Raw genomic sequence first — 18,945 nt, 5'->3', positions numbered from 1 at the left:
GCTGAGTGGGGGGGCCTGCGACCTGTTCTGTTTCTTTCTCTGCACTTTTCTTCTGACAGCCAAATGTTATCAGGGTCACTACGGCCAGGCCGAAGAGAGGAGTACGATCAAACAAATACATGGAGAACTATTAAAAAGCCTATAATATTACAGAAATTCTTTCAATTCTCTTGTAAGTGTCTGGTGTTTAAGGTGTGTTTTTTATTTCTCAACTGTTTTCTAAAAAGTAAGCAAAAAACAGAATGCGGATGCATCATCACAAAACCATTTGGAAGCACATACTCTCGCCCATCTAATGCCTTTCTTGATTGCCGCAGCAACTAATCCCCTCATGTATTTAATTTCTTCCCAAAGCAGTCTGGCGCAAGCGTCCGCTTGAGTCCGCACGAATAGCTGATCTGCAAAAACAGGACAAAAGCGGACACTTGCGCTAGAATCTGCCTGACTAAAGATGGAAGGCTCTTTAAGCGATTTGGTATAAGACTTTTCAACGCTTCTCCTCTTTTAAGTATAGAAACAGATATAAGGGAATCTTCTCTTCTCCTTGTCCTCTTGGAAAGGATCTTGTGGGCATACCAATAGCTTTTCTAATTCACCGCAAGATCTTCCCTGTATTTTAAGGTGTCCGGCTACTTAAGCGTAGAATACCCGTTTAGCAAGCTGCTAATGCAAATGAATTAGTTAAAGATGCTCCCTTAGCCAGAGCATTGATGTAAGCTGAACCTTTGGATTAGTGTTTTAGGGCTGTTTTCGGAAAAAAGAGTCAAAAGCCCAGCAAGAGCACATGGGATCAGATGAAATCATCTTACCAAAGTAACGAAGCGAGCTACTCTCCGTTTAAATAAATTCAGGCACGTAGCATCTTACCTCCGTAATTCCCGTACCTAAAAACCACCTAACCAAAATAAAACCATGGAAAATAACCAAGAAACGAAAGCACTCTCTGACCTGATCGAAAACCCAGCCGAGCTATCTGCCATCATTACTAATCCGGCAGATTCAGGTATGAAATTTTACAAGGCTCTCCACAACAAAGACAAACAGTATGTGGCCTTTGCCGCTGGCATCGGGCTGATTGCTTATGGCTTGTTCCTGAACAGAGGAAGTAAAAAGAAAGCCTCCGCCCATACCAGTGGCAAACAAATTGGCGCAGCCCAAAGAGGCGGTTCTACCGGTGGCAACACCAATCACGATGATGCCCAAAATGACAACGTAGTAGGCGGTTACAACGGTGGCGACCAAAATGGTGGTCAACACAACGGCTAAGGATTTGCCCTACGGCTACTGATTTTTCTTAAAGGGTGCGGGTTAAACCTCGCACCCTTTTTCTTTGAACGGATTTAGCTAATCAGTCCTGTTTTGCTGTCATTTTGTATATTTTAACCGCATTTAGAATTCGGCTGAACTAGCATTTTGGTTTTAAGACTGCTTTAACGAAAACGGCCACTAAACAGACATTAGCTTTTAGGTGCTCTCCTATAAGACTGAATTTTATCCCGATTATTTCAAATTCGATCTAGAAATAGAATTGTGCGAAACTGCCAATAATTCCTCAAAGTTGCAGGACACTTCTTCTCTCCTTCCGGCAATCTCTTTCAGATATTCGTGCATCGCGAATATTATGTACTACAACAGGTCGCATGATGCTATCTTTTTCCTGTTCTTGTAAAAAGTACCATTTACGAAAGAAGGTAAAGTCGAATCCTTGGCTATTTTTGTAGCTATAATCTAACCGGACGTTTGCCGGGGATTCTCTATAAGATAAAACTTCCCTTCAAGTGAATAGTCCAACTGAACACAACACTGCCTACTCTTACTTACCAGAATGATCCTCGATTTACAAGAACTGAACAAAAAAGAGAAGGGCCTATATGCCTTGATCCTCCTCTTCTTCATTACCCTCTATTCCGCCCATCTCAGCGGAGTCAATTCTGTGGTGACAGGCTTACTAGTGGTGTACAGCTTCTCCATGACTACTCTCCAAGAGAAGCGGGAAACCCTGAAACAACGGCCTTACCTAGGTGGCATGCTCTTGTTCTTTCTGGCTTTGGTCATCAGCACCCTTCTTTCAGACGATGTTTCCCGCGGGCTTCATCACTTAAAAATCAGGCTGCCGTTGTTGCTCTTCCCGGCAAGTATCGGATTTCTGCAGCTCCAGAAAAGCTTTAAAGACAAGATTCTGATGTCCTTTGCGGTGATTACCACGCTTGTAGCCGTTTTGTGTTTGGTCACTAGTATTCATACTTCGGATTACTTTCAACGTCCTGAGTTTTTATACAATGATTCTCTCACAGGTTTCATAAGGCATCAGTCTATCTATGTGGCGTTGGCGGTAAACCTGGCCATCTTTATTTTTGCCAAAACGCTCTTCTTTGCCAAAAGTGAATACAAAGGGAGTATGCTACTGGCGGTGCTGTTTTTATTCGCTTTCAGCTATTTACTGGCTAGTAGAATCATGTTCGCCGTTTTGTTAATGGCTACCCTTTGCCTCAGTTTTCTTTACATTGTACGGGAACGTAAAATATTGGAAGGCATGACCCTGGTAATTGGCTTAGTGATGGGCACCTTTGTGATTAACAAATTGATGCCTTCCACTTTCCAACGCTATAAAGAACTTACGTACAGAAGTTTTGATTTTGAAAGCCGCGGCATGGAAAGCCATTACAACATGGAGATCACGCCAGACCAGTGGAACGGAGCCAATTTCAGGCTGGCTGCCTGGACCTGTGGCTTAGAAATTTTTAACACTAGTCCGTTGGTAGGTGTTGGCTTAGGCGATAAAGAAGCAGTTCTACGAGCCAAATACAAAGAGAAGAATTTTCACATGGCCATTGAAACAGATAAGAATCTACACAGCAACTATTTAGATATACTCTACAGTTTAGGTATTGTGGGCTTCTTGCTTTTCTTAGCGGGTTGGTTGGTTCTGCCATTGGTGTATGCCTATCAAAGCAAGAACGGACTAGGACTTTTCATAATCCTGGCCTTTGCCGCCGCCTGGGTTACGGAAGTGTATTTTGGCAAGAATCTGGGGGCCATGTTGGTGGGCTTCTTTATTCCTTTTTTGTTAAATAGTAGCCCAAAAACAGAAGCAGCCCAGCAGTAAAACTGTTGGGCTGCTAATCAATCTGTTACTTAGCGTTTCAAGAACGCAGTACTATTGGTTATCTTCCATGTAAAGGTCAATGGCTTTTTCAGTGTCTCCCAGGAAAACAAGTTCGCCGTGTTTCAAAAAAGCAGCCCGGCCACAATACTTCCTGATCACGTCCATGGAGTGGCTAACCAAAATAACCGTTTTGCCTTCAATCCAGGAGCTTTCAAACACTTTGATGGCTTTCTCCTGAAACTTCACGTCGCCTACTGCAAAGATCTCATCTAAGAACATGATATCTGCCCCTGCTTTCACGGCTATGGAGAAGGCCAGGCGGGCCACCATTCCAGAAGAAAAGAACTTGATTTTTGTGTCTACAAACTCCTCCAATTCGGCAAATTCTATGATGTCTTTGAAGATGGCATCTACCTCTTTGATTTTAAGCCCTAAAACGGAGCCAGACACGTAGACATTTTCCCGGGCGGTGAGCTCATGGCTCATTCCTACGCCCAAATTCATGAGCATGGTAGAGCCTTTGATATGAACATACCCACTGTCTGTGGGGTAAACTCCGGCTAGTAATTTCACCAGCGTTGACTTTCCGCAGCCATTGCGCCCCAACAAGCCAATGCATTCGCCTTTCATAATCTCCAACGACATATTCTTTACCGCTGGCACATATTTACTTCTTGGTGGGTTAAACAAGTTAAACAGCCGGTGTTTGACCGTGTTATGGCTATCTTCAGAAATATGAAATGTCTTGCTGATATTTCTAGCCTTAATGGCAAATTGCTCTTGCATCATAACTATAACTTCTCAGCGGCTTTAGCGCCAAGTTTATTCAATAAGATAAAACCAACAAACAGCAGAAACACTGCATATCCAATATCAAAAAGCATTAATTCAAAGTTAGGCAACTGTTTCCCCATCATGGCCAAGCGGGCGTTGATAATGATACCAGCAATAGGATTCACGTAGTCAAAAGACGGCAATGCCTGCTTAAACAGTGAAAGTTTATAGAAGATGGGAGACAGGAAAAATAAGGCCGAAGTAAAAACCTGCCATATCTGAGTGATGTCTTTCGCCACCACAAAAATACAGGACAAGATCAAAGAAAGCGCCAATGAGAGAATGAACAGGTTTAGAAAAATGGGAATAATCCAAAGATTAAAGACACTAAGCCCCATCATGTCTGTCTCTATAAAATTGAAAAAGACCATAAACATAGTAAGGTTGAAGAAAAATCCAATACTATTGCTCATTAAGGCTGAAAGGTAAATTTCCAGCTTATTCATGTTGCTGTACTCATAAAGGTATTTCTTGGTCTGTAAAATCTGGACGGTTCCCGCTGTGCTTTCCAAAAAGAAGTTCCAGAGTATTATTCCAATAAACAAATAAGAAGCAAAAGCCTCTATGTCTGACTTTAAAATAGTCTTGAATACTAAGTAATAAATTGCTACATCCATCAAAGGCTTAAGCAGAGCCCACAGCAATCCCAGATTATTTTCATAATACCTAAGCTTGAACTCAATTTTAGCCAAAAGCCATACTCTTTCTACCCTGTTGGTTCCTGAAAAAAAACCCTTAACAGTTTGATTTAACATAAATTTAATTAATCTTTTTGTAAATAAAATAAGCGATCTTACGCAATTTAGGGTTTCGCTTTACTCTGTCCCCAAATTTCTCCTTTAAACGAACTTGCAGCGAAGATCTTCCATAGCCTCCGTGCACCTCAAAAGTAGGGTTATCAAAGCCCAGGCCGCTGCCATTGCTGGCACTTAAGTGTGCTATTTCTACCCCGTACTTACGGTAGAGGCCTGCATGTTTTTGGGCTATGTGTTTATGCAGGAACAATTTCTTTACCCTGGTAAATCCCCTGCTCATGGAATCTTTTCTGACCCGGTAATGGAATAAAAGTTCTGGTAGCACTACTCCTCCAAAGCCTTGTTCAACCAGTCCTATTACACTATCCCAGTCTTCCATGCCATACACCAGGGCCAGATCATTGAGCCCTGCTTGCAAGAAGGATTCTTTCTTATAGACCAGGGCACTACTATTCACCATGTTGTGCAAAAGTAGGTACGGCGGCTCTGGATTGAAAGACGGCCAGCATGCCGCACTTCCTTCAAAATATTGAACCCAACAACCCACAAAACTCACGTTTTGGTGAGCTTTGAGCACGGTAATAGCTTTGCTGTAATATGTTTTGTCTACCGCATCATCTGCATCTAAAAAAGCAAGATACTGGCCTTTAGCTTTAAAAGCACCATAGTTTCGGGTAGCAGAAAGCCCTTCATTTGCTTTCTGATGAATTGCAACTGCCGGGTATTTATCTTGGAGCAGGCGCAATGCTTGTTGGCTTTCTGGGTCTGTGCTGCCATCGTCTATGACAAGTATTTCCAAATGCGGGTAATCTGACTGTACCACAGACTTGATACAATCTTCAATGTAAAGCCCCATGTTGTAATAAGGAATCACCACAGAAAGCAAGTCTTGGGCAGCCGCTTCCAAGGGGACAAGAGCCTCGGGTTTTGTTTGCGTTTCAATAAAAGGAAAAGCTTTCTTCGGTCTTTTTGAAACTAAAAATCGCTCCAGCACTTCCATCTTCTTACCGTAAATAACCTCTGGATGAAACCTTTGAACAATCGCTTCCTGCGCTTTCAATCCAATATTCTTCACTTGTTGGGTAGAAAGGCCTAAAATGTGCAGCAGTTTCTCTTCAAAGTCCCCTGGTATCTGGTGATCAAATAAAAAACCTGTAACCCCGTCTTCAATGACCTCGGTTTGTCCTCCCTGCCTTGACCCTAATACTACTTTTCCCCAACTCATGGCTTCCAGCACAGTATAAGGTAAATTATCAAAAAGGCTTGGCACCAAAACTACATGGGCTTCCCGAATGAAGAGTCTGGCCTTTTCAGGCGATAACTCTCCATGTAATTTCAACAGGCCATTGTCCAGGTATTTATTATATTTCTTTTTGACAAGGTCACCCATAGTCCGCCCTTCCGGGTGAAATAGTAAGCCCGTGCCGCCTACCAAATGAAGCTGAAAAGTATGGCCCAGGCTCCAGAGCCTCTCAAAGTAGCGTAATAATTCAAAAGTACCCTTTAAAGGGGCAAGCTTTCCAAAGCACACAATATGTTGCGGCAGAAAATCTGGGACTCCTTCCGTAACCGTACTATCTAACTGCATAGGGTTAGCCACGTACACTTCTTGAATGCCATCCCAAGACATTCGTTTTTTGGCCTGTGCAACAAAATACTTACTGGGGGCAATCACTACATCTGCCGAGGCAATGCAGGCTTTCTCCATCTGGCCAATCCAATATTCAGGAAATTGATAGACCGGAACCTGGTTGTATTCCAGGCAAAGAAAACCCGGTGCATGGCAGGTTATGACAATATTCAAATCTTTGAACAAAGGATAACTCAACCATTTAAATTGCTGCAGGTAATAAGCAATACCGCCATACTCCTGTGACTCTAAAATATCTGGAGCACCTTCTTTCTCCAGATACCTGCGTACCACCTCTGCAAATTCATAGCTCAGAGAGGCGCTATAGCCTAGAAATTGATGGGAATTGGTTTGTTTGGGAAGGAACCGAACAACTCTTACGCCATTGAAGAACTCTTCTGTTATATCTGTGACTGAAAAATCCTGAACAAAAACGGTGACATGGTGCTCCTTTTCCTGAAGCATTTCTGCCGTGTATTTACAATAGGTACTTATGCCTCCTCCATAAAAAGGAGGGTACTCTGTGGTCAAAATCCAATACTTCACTTACCTATTTCTGTAATAAAGTCAAACAATATATATACTTACCATCCCAATCAAAAATAACTAAGTCTTTGACTTCAAAACCATTTTGTTTAACTACTTGGGTAAAGAAATCTTGACTCATAAAATTTCTCGATACTGAATTCCGATCAATTGTACCTCGTAGGTCTTTATTTAACAAAACAGGACTCTTGGCTTTCTCAAAATATCAGCAATCATTAGAGATTGATGTAGAATAGTAAGATAGCAATTCATTCCGAGGATTCTTGAGGCGAGAGCAGAAAAGGGCTAGCGCAGCTGGCGAGGTAACTAACGAAGATAGAACATCCCTAGGGGACATTTCATGACCTTGGTTTAACTTATTTTCCTACTAGTCTCTTATTCTACATAACCTATTTTCCCTCGTTTTTTCCACTGCAATATTATTCTTCCTGTCTCATTAGTTCGACTATAAAGATCAACTACCAGTAAATAAAGCCTTAACTTCATCTTAACTTTAAATTATTTTATAATTACGCTAAAAGCTAATAAAGATTAACTTTATTAGCTTAATTGAACATATCATTTACTTTTTTAAAAGAGATTTAAACTTTCTTCTTCCTTGAAGAACTTTTATAACATGCCCAAATCTTTTATACCATAAAGGCAATACTTCATATTCTTTATAATACCAATTATTTATCATTTCGGCTTTATCATCATTGTTATTTAATACATCAGAGTTCAAGCCTTCAAAAGCAGACAATGCATTCTCATGATTTTCGGCTTCATGAAGCAAAGAATTAGAACTAACAGAATTGAGACTAGCAGTTAATTCATTAATTCTATTCCAAAGTTTTGGGACATCTGTGTAAGGTTCCCATGTTGGATTGTCATATAAGTAAGAAGGTCCATTTGCATTTAGGAAATTACATATCTCTTCTCCATACTGATTGAAGATTTCTTTATGCTTTTTTGATATCAATCTAAATAAGTACAATTGATTCATTTGGTTAAAAGCTCTAGACATTGAATCTGCTCTAATTCTATAAATAAATAGTAACTCAGGGATTGCAACTCCCCTAAACCCTGCTTCAAGCATACTTAACATAGAGTCATAATCTTCCATCCCGTACACCATTGCACTATCATTAAAACCGGCAGCTAAAAAATGATTCCTTTTATAAATTAATGCAGAGGTATTTAATGTATTATGCATCAATATATATGGAGGCTCCGGAGTGAATGTTACCCATACAGCATCACTTCCTTCAAAGTACTGAGTCCAGGCGCCAACAAAACTTACATTATCATAGCTTTTTAAAACATTAATCGCTTTCTGATGGTACTCAGAATGTACAAGATCATCAGAATCCAAGAAAGCTAAAAACTCCCCTTTAGCAGCCTTAGCACCCACATTTCTTGCTTCTGCTAAACCCTTATTTGATTGTGAAATTATCTGAAACGTAAATTGTTTCTGAAGATCATTTAGGACAGTAATACTATCAGCTTCATCTGAGCCATCGTTTACAACAATAATTTCGATGTTCTTATAGGAAATTGAATAAAGGCTTTTTATAGTTTCTGGCAAGTACTTACCAGAATTATAAAAAGGAACTACTATCGACAATAATCCATTTTTAAACTCTTTATCAACTTGAGGTGAGGTTACTTTTATCTCTCTTATAAAAGGGTAAATCTTATTCTCTTGAACTTCATATGACTGAAGGATATCTATTTTTTCTTTATAGATCTTATTTAAATTCAACTCCTCTTTTACAAACCTAAATGCTGAAGAAGAGACTTCAATCGCTGCTTTATCATCGAGTGCTAATGCCTGAAGCAATGAGTCCCTAAAAGATTCGTAATTATTTTGTTTAAAAATAAAACCAGAAACTTTGTCTTTTACAAGTTCTGAATGTCCTCCTGAATCTGATATTAAAACAATCTTTCCTGAAGCCATTGCTTCAGCGGTAGCATATGAGAAAGTTTCAAACAAACTTGAGATAATGACAATGTCCGACTCGTCAACTCTTTCACCAACTTTCTTTGAAGGTAGTTTCCCCTCAAAATTAAGTTTTCCCGACTCTATATGTCTACTATACTTCTTAGCTAAAAATTTTCCCATTGAAGTATCTTTAGCAGAGTAGAAATGATCCTCTCCTATTAATGAAAGAGGGAAATCAAAGCCTTCATCCCATAAATTTGAAAAGAAGCTAATTAATTGTACAACACCTTTAGTGTAGGTAAGTTTTCCTAAGTTTATTATTTTCTTTTTAGGATTAACAGAGTACTCCGTTTTTCTATTTTCTAAATAATAAGGATGAAATAAAACAAAAGAATTCTTCTCATCCCTATTTAAAGTGGGTAATATCAAATCTCTGGTGTACTTTGTAGGAAAGATTAAAATATCAGCGGCTGTCATACTCCACCTTTCCATTTCTCCTGTCCAAAAATCAGGTAACTTATATGTGGGTGACTGGTCATAATCAAGCACTACATATGAAGGAGCATGTACAACTACAATGATTGGAATATCTTTAAAGTAACTTAATTGATTAAGCTTCTTATCATGCAAAAGATAATAGGCTATACCCTTATAATCTTGAACCTCAATAAAGTCTGGTTTACCTGATCGCTTAATTTCTTCATTGACCAATTCCAAAAATTCGAAGCTTAAAGCAGCATTATATCCTAAAAAACTATTATAGGGTTTATTACCTGGATTAAACCGAATTAACGTGGTTGCGCCTGTCTTTGAATGCTCAATTTTGCTATCAAGCGTATGATCTGCAATAATAACAGTAACACTGTCACCATTACTTTCTAACATCTTAACTGTATGAAGACAGTAAGTACTAATACCACCACCATGGAATGGGGGGTACTCCATTGTTAAAATCCAATAATTCATTTACACAAAGTACAACTTAGAAAATTTATTTTATTTTTTTATTACCAACCCCAAAGGGAACTATTTTATAATCAAAGCTGATATAAGCAATGACATTAATCGCATTAAAATTAATGCCATCCTATCTTAATTACGAGAACTTCCTTAATAATACTAAAGATTTTCTACAAAATTAAAACCTTGGATTTATAACTTACCAAAAGCCTCTTCGTAAAGCTTTATCTGTAACTTATAAGCCTCGATTTCACTAAGCAATAAAACTATTTCCTCTTGCTGCTTAGAATTGAAATTCTCAAGATGCTCTGCTTTACTCTTTTCAAACTCTAGTCCGTTTTTTAAGTCATAAATATATTTGGTTTGATCTCTAGACCATGCTTGTAAGTCATCAATCATCTGCAACATCATTTTCCTACTATACCAAGTCCTCCCCCACATATGAACAGCATATGTGCTAGGAGTTATGTATTTAATATATTCCCTTGTTTCTTTGGCCCTATCCCAAGGTATGGGATAAAAAGCATGCTCGTCTAACAGCACTATTCCATCTGCTAACTCCTGTGAACCATAAGTAGAGAGGTTATAATCTTCCAATAAAACCTTTGTTACAAGTTCAGGCGATGATTCATTAGCCATTTCTAAACCATCAAAGTTTGATAGAATATTATTTATACATTTAAATATAAATGGATGGTTGGGAATGGCACCTATTACAGCATTGTTTACAAGTAGATCCCTTTTTTGAGAACCTTCATTTTCAAACCCCAAAAAGCATTTATAATTTAATAAGCTTACTAATGGTTTAACAAGCTTGATATCTGTGTCTAGATAGATACCTCCCTCTTCATAAAGCACCTTTAATCTTGCATAATTGCTGGCATTTGCCCAATTGCTATTCTTAATAGCAGTTAAAAAATAGTGGGTTTCGTCATGAAAGCTATGCTCATTCCAAAGCTTTATTTCCCAATCTTGGTGCAAAACTTTCCATTCTTCAATATAGCCTCTATATTCGGCTGGCATTTCAGAACCTCCAAACCAGCAGTAATGAATGATCTTTGGAATCATTTATTCTTTTCTCCTCCAAATAATTTTTGCTTTAAAGTCCCTATCAGACTTCTGCTTTCATAGGTGCGCTTATACCATTCTATATCTTGTTGCTTTCTCACAACTTCATTAATCAACTTCTTATTTAGCTGCTTATTTCCTTCGTTATTCCGTTCTACTTCAGCAACTTTCTTATTGAGTTCCTCTATTAATCCATTCTTCTGTTGCAATTCAGCTTGCAACTTTAATATCTCTTCATCTTTAGCAATGATAAGTTCCTGCTTATAAGCCAATTCATTCAGAAGATAATTTTGAATTTGCTTTAAAGACTTATTGACATCTTCTAGAGGATCTGGCTGGGGGGTAAAATCGGGGAGTAATAGTGTATTTCTCATACTTCTATATTTAAAGGAAGATAGTGCGGGGAAAGTTATTTAACTGATGTTAAAAGAGAGCGTGCTATCTTCTTGTCACTTCCTTGGTAGGCAGCTTTGTAATTTCTAAAGTTCAGGTCAACATCAAAGTTGGTGCTGCAAACGTCAAAGGAATAGTCTCCCATTACCGCCAGCATTTCTTGGTTGTTGAAATAGTGCAGGATTTTAACAATGGCTTCTGTTTCGTTTTTGAAAACATCGCCATTTAAGCCTGTCTTGACAATGTCTGAATTGCCGACGCAATCACTTAAGAGCACGGGTTTTTTTAACGCCAAAGCTTCTAAAATACTGAAGGATAAGCCTTCAAACAGAGAGGTGGAAATAAACACGTCTGCCCGAGTGACTAATTCCGTTACAGCCTCAGGTTCTAGCCAACCTGTTACAATAATATTTTTCGAATTTAGAGCAGCTCTTTCTTTGCCGTCTCCAGCCCAAATGAATTCTATTTGGTCATAGTCTTCAAAAAACTTGGCAATAGCATTGAACAGGAAAGGGTTCTTTTGCTCCTCAATCCGGCCAGTTGTAATTACCTGAAACTTTTCTTTTGTTGAAGCTGACACAGATTGAACCGGAGCTTTACTCAAAGAAACGCCGTTATTAATATAAGTGGCTTTAATGCCTATCTTCTGGTATTCAGCTAACTCTGAGGCCGAGCAGCAGACCACTTGCCCGCCCATGCCGTTCCCGAACTTTTCTACCTGTTTAAAGAGAAAGTTCATGATGGGGTTACCGGCCGAAAGGAAAGGAGCTCCGTTAGGGGTATAGACTACGTTTTTAATTCCTGCTACTTTACAGGCTATTCTGCCCAACAGACCACTTTTAGAGGAATGCAGGTGTACGGCATCTACAAAGCCTTTTTTATGCAGCCTGCTTAGAATGTTCTGCAGTTCGCTTAGGGCTAGAAAGTCTTTAAAAGGATTAATGGAGCGTTGCGCTGATTTCCACCTGATGAAGCGGACGTTTTGCTTGGGGAAAGTAAGTTTCACGTCTTTGGCAGACATTACTTGTTTCCGCTCGCCATGGATGACAATGTGCAGATCATCTGGCATTGTTTCGGTAAGAGATTTCACGAAAACGGCAACACCTGAAGCAAAGGGTTCTATTACGTGTACTACTTTCATTATCCGGGGGGATATACCACTAAGGCTACTGTGTAATTTTTAAGACTTCGTTTTCCAAAGATAGCTAAATTTCATTTATAAGTTTTTACAGACTGGAATTTAGATTATCTATCTTTTAGATGATGGTTGAAACACCCTTTACCCCTACTCAACACTACCTAAAACATTATTTTATTTCCTAAGTGACATTTTCCATCAAAGCCTTTAGAAACTATATATAAATATAATTTTATGAATATTATATAAAACAAGGCAATTACAAACTTATCTTATCACTTTCTCTTAGCCCCATCATAAACAAAAGCACCTTAAGAAAATAAGAGTTACCCGCTTCCAGCACTTTGGGTCACTTGTTTTTAAGCTGCAGGATTATTTTGTAGGGTATAAGCCTGAGCGCATACAACTTACAAATGCCCAAAAGTTTTCTAAAAGCATTGATCCCGAATTGTGACACGACCTTTTGCCTGCCTTTTAACTGATTTTGCCGATTAGAGATAGAAATGCCTTTGGGGTTGATCTCACAGGTAACTAAAACGTTGTCCAGAATGGCTCCTTTGGTTTTGTGTAGCATTTTGAAAAAGAGCGCATAATCTTCTACATAAGGAAAGTCTTCAGGATACAGCCCAACCACACCAAGTAGATCAATCCTGAACATAACCGTAGGATGGATGAATACATTTCGGGAGTACATCTCCGTTAGAATGGCATCATGCTGCGTGGGCGTGGTATAGGTGTACTGGAAACCGGTGGAAGGATTCTGGAAAACGCACCAACTTCCCAGCAAACCAACCTCGGGGTTTTGGTTCAGAAACGCTACCTGCTGGTAAAACCGACCTTCTTTGCAGGTGTCGCCGGCATCTAACCGGGCAATGTATGGCACCGCCAAATTGGCCATGATCCATTGCAAGCCGATATTCAGGGCCTCGGTGATGCCCCGGTTTTTTTCCAGTCGTACCACATAGACCTTACAGGGAATACTTGCCGTTCCTGACAGCACCTCAGCCTCTACCGGAATTCGGCTCCCGTCATCCACTACCACTACAGCAAGTCCGCCAGCACGATAAGAAATGCTCTCCAAAGAGGTTTTCAACCCTTCCAGATTATTATAGCACGGCAGCAGGACACAAACGTCAAAAGAGGGCTTTACGGAAAGGGTATTTTGCTCCAAAACAGGATAGGTATTGAGATGAGGCTGAAGTGGCTCAGGTATTGTCATTTCTTCCTCCAAATTTACGGACTTCAACTAAGTTTTGTATTGGGTATTATTTCGATTCTAGAGGTTTTAGGCTGCAGAACTGGTTCTTGGCGAAGGAAAAGAAGTATCTTCAGCGTTTCTTCCTCGTTTTCTGTAAATGAGCGGAAATCTAAGGCGGTGCCACACCGTACTCTTACTTTAAAGAAAGAAGCAATGCAGTATTTTGTCCGGAAGGGATCTGTGGTTCGGGAAATTTGGGGAAAAGGCGATACCATCCTCTTCATTTTCGCGGGTTCTTCTGCGGAGTTTGCCCTGAACAAAGCCGTGGATTGGCTCTACTTTACCGGTCGGCTGCCTGCCGATCCGCTGGGGCGGCTTTTCTCTACCGTCGCCTATGCCCGACAGATTGTTTTCTCCCCTTTAGAGCAGGCCCACAAGACCATTGATAGAATGGCCAGCATCCACGCGGTGGTGGAATCCAAACGTGGGACCACCATTCCAGATTGGGCGTACCGCGACGTCTTGTTTATGCTCATTGACTACTCCATCAGGTCTTTTGAAGTGCTGGAACGGAAACTTACCACGGCAGAGAAAGCCGAGGTTTTTGAGGTGTTTTACCGCGTAGGCCACCGAATGGGCTTAACGGGGCTGCCCCTCACCTACCCAGATTGGCTGTTCATGCGGGAGCAACATCTGCAGCAAGACCTCGTCATGAGCCACTACACGCAGGATTTGTTTCAGCAGTACCAGAAACATTTAGGCAAACTCAGGTACCGTTTACTACTGGAAGCCCAGGTGCTGGTAGTCCCGGACCGCGTGAAAGAACTGCTGGGTTTCCGGAATACGTCTTTGATTACTCCTCTCCTGCACGGCTACAAAGCAAGCAGGTTCCTGAAACTAGATTGGTTTCTTAAGTCCATTATTTTACCAGCCGCCTACAAAAAGGAAATCAAAGATTTAGACCAGGACCCGGAATAAGCTTGCTCCTGGCAGAGGAAGTTGCCCCGTGAAAGTCATCGTTGACGTGCGTTGCTAAGCATCTGTTTTAGGTCTCCTTTCAGGAAAACAGCTTTGAAACGGAGAACTGTAAAGAAAGAATACAGAAAAATAGAGAGAAGCAATGCCCTGCGTCTTGCCTTATGGAACGCTCGTGCCAGTCAGACGTAAGGTATTGCGTCTCTACAGAAACGTCTTTTCAATCAGCACACCTTCTTTACTAGAGAGGTTCTGTTACATTTTCCGCTTTTAAGGCCGATTCCCAATATTCGTTTCAAGGCATATTTCTGGAAAAGAGAGCTAAAACGAGTATAACTACTCTAGTACCTGCCCGTACATGGGGTGTTACTGAAATTTAGTGAAGCTGTACACTATTGGTTCGGCTTCTACAGATTTTAACACCTATACCCTGAGATTTGGTACCCTTCTCACCTCTAAGAAACAACCTCATGCCACAGAAAGATATCTCTTTTGGCTACCATTGCTCGCATGAGCAATTTAAACCCAGTCATCTGTTAGCCCTGGTGCAGAAAGCAGAGCAGGCAGGTTTCGGGAATGCGCTTTCCTCTGACCATTTTTATCCCTGGAGCGAAAACCAGGGCGAGAGCGGATATGCCTGGAGTTGGCTGGGTGCTGCTATGCAAGCTACTTCCCTGCCCTTCGGGGTGGTCTCCGCGCCGGGGCAGCGGTACCATCCGGCTATTGCGGCGCAGAAAGTGGCTACGTTGTGCGAGATGTTCCCTAACCGGTTCTTTATAGCGGCGGGTAGCGGGCAGTTCCTGAACGAGCGTATTACCGGCCAGAAGTGGCCCGGCAAACAGGAACGGAATGACCGCCTCAAGCTGTGCGTAGACATTATGCGGGCGCTCTGGCGGGGCGAAACCGTTTCCCACAAAGGCTTGGTGGAAGTGGAACACGCCAAGCTTTACACCCGCCCAGACTACATCCCTCCGGTCTTCGGCGCAGCCATTACTCCTGAAACCGCTGAATGGGTGGGCAGTTGGGCTGATGGCATGATTACCATCAATCAGCCACCTAAGGTATTAAAAGAAATTGTAGAGGCTTTCCACAGAGGTGGGGGCGAAGGTAAACCTATGCACTTGAAGGTACAGTTGTCTTATGACACTACCAAAGAGAAGGCGAGGCAAGGCACGCACGAGCAATGGAAGAACAACGTATTTCCTTCTGCCCTGCTCTCAGACATTCCCACCGTGAAAGGGTTTGATGCCGCCGGCAGCATGGTAAAACCAGATGAACTGGACGATGCGGTCAGAATCTCTGACAGTGCTCAGGAACATATTGACTGGCTGGCAAAGGACCAGGAACTTGGTTTCACGCATTTCCACTTGCATAATGTGAATCTGGCGCAAGAGCAGTACATAGAGTTCTTCGGGGAGAAGGTGTTGCCGCAGTTAAAAATTAAGTAGCTCTTTAAATATCAAATCCCTCGCTCGCGTCCCGCGAGTGTGAGCTACCTGCGGCGTCCCGCCGCTAAGTAAACATTAAAAGAAAAGTAGCCAGAGAAGCGGCCAGAGGCCGAGAGTAGCTCACACTCGCGGGACGCGAGCGAGGGATTTTATTTTCAAACTGCTTTTCACCTCTTTTATCCAAACTGCAACAAAAACGCCCCTCTAGTAGAGGGGCGTTTTTGTTGCAGTTTGAACTGTTGTCTCGCAAACTGCCGGGGGTTCCCGGCGAGTCGGGAGACTCGCTTCATCCTTAGTCACAAATCTGGAGACTCGCGCCAGTTAATTCTAAACCTGTGAGGTCTGGGAGACTTCACAGGTTTTTACATATTCGGTTCCTTTTCCGCAAAGCAGCCCCGAAACTTATTAGCGGGACTGGGGGTGAGGTCTTCTGCGGAACGCCAGTTATTTATTCGGATATAAAATGTTGTCAATCCTGACTAATGCATCCTGCAGATGATATTTGGTCAAATCATTGGTATTTCTACCGGAAGCACTTTTTAGTTGCTTCTGCAGCTTCACCAACTCTCCTCTTACGACTGAGCGGATGTCTGACTGGCTCACATTCACCTGTGGTCTGGAGGGCCCTCCTTCTCCCTGACCAGTCTGTGGTTGTGGAGCAGGGTTTACGTTCAGCAGGAAGTTTACCCGGTCTAAGTAGGCTTTTTGCAGATTACGACGGTAAATGTCAATGGGCTGGCCGGTGTAAGCCTCGCTCCAGATGCCGCGTTGAAGTTGCCGCACCATGTCCAAGGCCGTGTAATTCACTTTGTTTGCCTCATTCTCCATGAGGCGGGCCAAACGGGCCGGAGAAAGCAAATTATCTAAATGACTTGTTTGCAACCTCCTGATACTTTCTACATGGTTGGCCGGATCAATATTTCTACTGATTTTGGTCTGGTGCAACCACGCCGGAGACGTAAACGCGTGGGTCAACATCCAATTAACCGAGGCCGCCTGTTCTTTGCTGCTTACCGGCGTATAGATGTATCCTTTTTGGTTCGGCTTCAGCCGATTCTCGTGCACGCCGCCCACGTTGGTGGCTACGTGCCCTATGTAGCGGCTCCACACGCCTAAAAGCTCCTCGTACAGTTCGGCTAAATCTTCATAGTCGTTGGTTTTGGCGGCCGTCCAGTTATAGAGTTGCGGTGCCACTTTCTTCAGGTTCGCAAGACCGTAGGTGCTGGCTTTCACCACATCCCGGCCAATGCCCTCAGTTTGGCTGTAAGGATCATGTCCGCCACTGCCACTCCCGAACTGGTAGATAGGGTTCCCCGATTTTTCATTGATCCACTTAGACAAGGTAGGCACTTCCTGCTCAGGCGTTTTCGCATCCGGTAAATAGCGGTAGCCCCAGTTGATGGCGTAGTGGTCATACGGACCTAACTGGCGCACAAACCGCACGTTCTTATCGCCGGGCTGGGCTACATAATTATAGCGCGCATAATCCATAATGGTAGCGGCAATGCCGTACTTCTGGGTAAAGGCCCCAGACCGCAAGGAATCTGTGGGGTAGGCAGAGCTGGCCATCATGTTATGCGGAAGGCCCAGCGCATGGCCAATCTCATGGGTAATCACTTCCAGCATCATTTCGCCTAGGTCTTCCATGGGGGTTTCCAGGGTACGGGCACTAGGGTTGGCGGCACCCGTTTCCAGCAAATACCGGTTACGGTAAGACCGCAGGTGGTTATGGTACCAGATGATATCACTTTCAATAATTTCGCCGGAGCGCGGGTCTGATACACTTGGCCCTACGGCGTTACGGGTAGTGCTAGCTACGTAACGGATTACAGAGTAACGGGCATCTTCTGGGTTGAAATCTGGGTCTTCCTGCGGGGTAGGCGGGTCTTTGGCGAGGATGGCATTTTTAAAACCTGCCGTTTCAAACGCTTTCTGCCATTGCTCCACCCCTGCTTTGATGTAAGGGCGTAATTTAGTGGGTGTAGCGGGGTCAAGGTAGTAGACAATGGGCTTTACCGGCTCTACCAACTCTCCCCTTTTGTAGGCTTCCACGTCTTTCGGCTCCAGGCGCCAGCGTCTGATGTAGGTTTTTACATCGGCTTTCAAGGCCTCAGAGCCATAGTCAATCTGCCGAATGTTGAAATATCCCACACGGTAGTCATCAATACGGGCTTGCATGGGTACTTTGGGCAACAACACCAAAGACTGGTTCATGACCATGCTAATGGAACCCGTGGCCGAGTTGGAAGGTGGCTCGGCGGCGTCATAGGTTAATTCCTGCCGTACCTCCAGGTTCATAGGAAAGCTCTTGGCGCTGGCTATGAAGCTGCGGGACTCATCTAAACGGGTCACTTTGTAATCGCGGCGCATGTTGGCGGTAAGGCCACTGAACGCTTTCACATCGCTCAGCAAGAACTTGGTCACGTCAATGACATACCCGCTGGAGTCTCGGCTTAAAGCGGCAATATCAAACGCGTACAACGTAGGCTGATAATTGTTGGCTTTCACTGAAAGGCTGATGGGCAAAGAGTCGGCGGCCACGGCCCCGTAGGATTTTGTTCTAAGCAGGAGTTTGTTGTCTATTTTCTGCCACTCCACCATCTGCTCGTTCGCAGAGGAACCCGCGTTCACGTACCCACCGCCTAAACCCGCGGGCAGGTCCGCAATTCTACTGATCCATAGCATATCTCGCTGCAACAGCGAGTCTGGGATTTCATAGAAATACTTTTCGCCTACTTTGTGGATGGTGAAGAGTCCTTTGTCAGATTTGGCATCTTTGGTGATGACCTGACTATAACTCCTGATGCCAGTGTCTGGGCCTTTGGGCCTGGCCGCTGCCTCTGTAGGGCTTGCGCTTTTTTGGGCAACCTTAGAACTGGTACAGGCGGAGTGGGTAAAAACCACCAGCGCTGCCCAGCCTAGAGTTTTGTAAATCTTCAGCATAGCTGTTTGTTTGTTAGGCTTGGGAAA

Annotated in this window: 13 protein-coding genes; 4 read left to right on the top strand and 9 right to left on the bottom strand. The window is 42.7% G+C overall.

The window, feature by feature from the left end; translation table 11 throughout:
• Window positions 1-912 precede the first annotated feature (912 nt).
• Both ACY0JR_RS10790 and ACY0JR_RS10785 read left to right on the top strand, forming a co-directional pair.
• Window positions 913-1,266, top strand: coding sequence for a hypothetical protein (locus ACY0JR_RS10790; protein WP_462634091.1), 354 nt, complete (start codon window positions 913-915; stop codon window positions 1,264-1,266).
• A 559-nt stretch (window positions 1,267-1,825) separates the two neighbouring features.
• A complete protein-coding gene (locus ACY0JR_RS10785; RefSeq protein ID WP_462634089.1) occupies window positions 1,826-3,106 on the top strand; it encodes an O-antigen ligase family protein in 1,281 nt (426 codons plus the stop codon).
• A 51-nt stretch (window positions 3,107-3,157) separates the two neighbouring features.
• Here ACY0JR_RS10785 and ACY0JR_RS10780 read toward each other — a convergent pair whose 3' ends face one another.
• The 8 genes from ACY0JR_RS10780 to ACY0JR_RS10745 form a co-directional block, all read right to left on the bottom strand.
• Entirely contained in the window at window positions 3,158-3,751 is a 594-nt protein-coding gene (locus ACY0JR_RS10780; RefSeq protein WP_462634087.1) for an ABC transporter ATP-binding protein, read from the bottom strand.
• Window positions 3,752-3,897: 146 nt separating this feature from the next.
• Window positions 3,898-4,695: an ABC transporter permease gene (locus ACY0JR_RS10775; RefSeq protein ID WP_462634085.1), complete on the bottom strand. Its 798-nt coding sequence runs from the start codon at window positions 4,693-4,695 to the stop codon at window positions 3,898-3,900.
• A gap of 4 nt (window positions 4,696-4,699) precedes the next feature.
• Window positions 4,700-6,871, bottom strand: coding sequence for a glycosyltransferase (locus ACY0JR_RS10770; protein ID WP_462634083.1), 2,172 nt, complete (start codon window positions 6,869-6,871; stop codon window positions 4,700-4,702).
• Window positions 6,872-7,433: 562 nt separating this feature from the next.
• Window positions 7,434-9,740, bottom strand: coding sequence for a glycosyltransferase (locus ACY0JR_RS10765; protein ID WP_462634082.1), 2,307 nt, complete (start codon window positions 9,738-9,740; stop codon window positions 7,434-7,436).
• Window positions 9,741-9,947: 207 nt separating this feature from the next.
• Window positions 9,948-10,823 carry a glycosyltransferase gene (locus ACY0JR_RS10760; RefSeq protein ID WP_462634081.1) on the bottom strand — a complete coding sequence of 292 codons (876 nt, stop codon included), beginning with the start codon at window positions 10,821-10,823 and terminating at the stop codon, window positions 9,948-9,950.
• On the bottom strand, window positions 10,820-11,197 hold the full coding sequence (locus ACY0JR_RS10755; protein ID WP_462634079.1) for a hypothetical protein: 378 nt from the start codon (window positions 11,195-11,197) through the stop codon (window positions 10,820-10,822). Before ACY0JR_RS10755 ends, ACY0JR_RS10760 begins: the two co-directional genes overlap by 4 nt.
• A gap of 35 nt (window positions 11,198-11,232) precedes the next feature.
• Entirely contained in the window at window positions 11,233-12,357 is a 1,125-nt protein-coding gene (locus ACY0JR_RS10750; RefSeq protein WP_462634078.1) for a glycosyltransferase, read from the bottom strand.
• Between the two features lie 346 nt (window positions 12,358-12,703).
• A complete protein-coding gene (locus ACY0JR_RS10745) occupies window positions 12,704-13,573 on the bottom strand; it encodes a glycosyltransferase (RefSeq protein WP_462634076.1) in 870 nt (289 codons plus the stop codon).
• Between the two features lie 192 nt (window positions 13,574-13,765).
• Here ACY0JR_RS10745 and ACY0JR_RS10740 point away from each other — a divergent pair, with 192 nt between their 5' ends.
• Both ACY0JR_RS10740 and ACY0JR_RS10735 read left to right on the top strand, forming a co-directional pair.
• On the top strand, window positions 13,766-14,530 hold the full coding sequence (locus ACY0JR_RS10740; protein WP_462634075.1) for an oxygenase MpaB family protein: 765 nt from the start codon (window positions 13,766-13,768) through the stop codon (window positions 14,528-14,530).
• Between the two features lie 467 nt (window positions 14,531-14,997).
• Window positions 14,998-15,975: a TIGR03885 family FMN-dependent LLM class oxidoreductase gene (locus ACY0JR_RS10735; protein ID WP_462634074.1), complete on the top strand. Its 978-nt coding sequence runs from the start codon at window positions 14,998-15,000 to the stop codon at window positions 15,973-15,975.
• A 444-nt stretch (window positions 15,976-16,419) separates the two neighbouring features.
• Here ACY0JR_RS10735 and ACY0JR_RS10730 read toward each other — a convergent pair whose 3' ends face one another.
• A complete protein-coding gene (locus ACY0JR_RS10730) occupies window positions 16,420-18,918 on the bottom strand; it encodes a zinc-dependent metalloprotease (protein WP_462634072.1) in 2,499 nt (832 codons plus the stop codon).
• Window positions 18,919-18,945 lie beyond the last annotated feature (27 nt).

This window comes from Rufibacter sp. JT3400010 (genome assembly GCF_054956755.1).
Note: the sequence above shows the minus strand (reverse complement) of the source record. Positions and strands in the feature narration are given on the sequence as shown.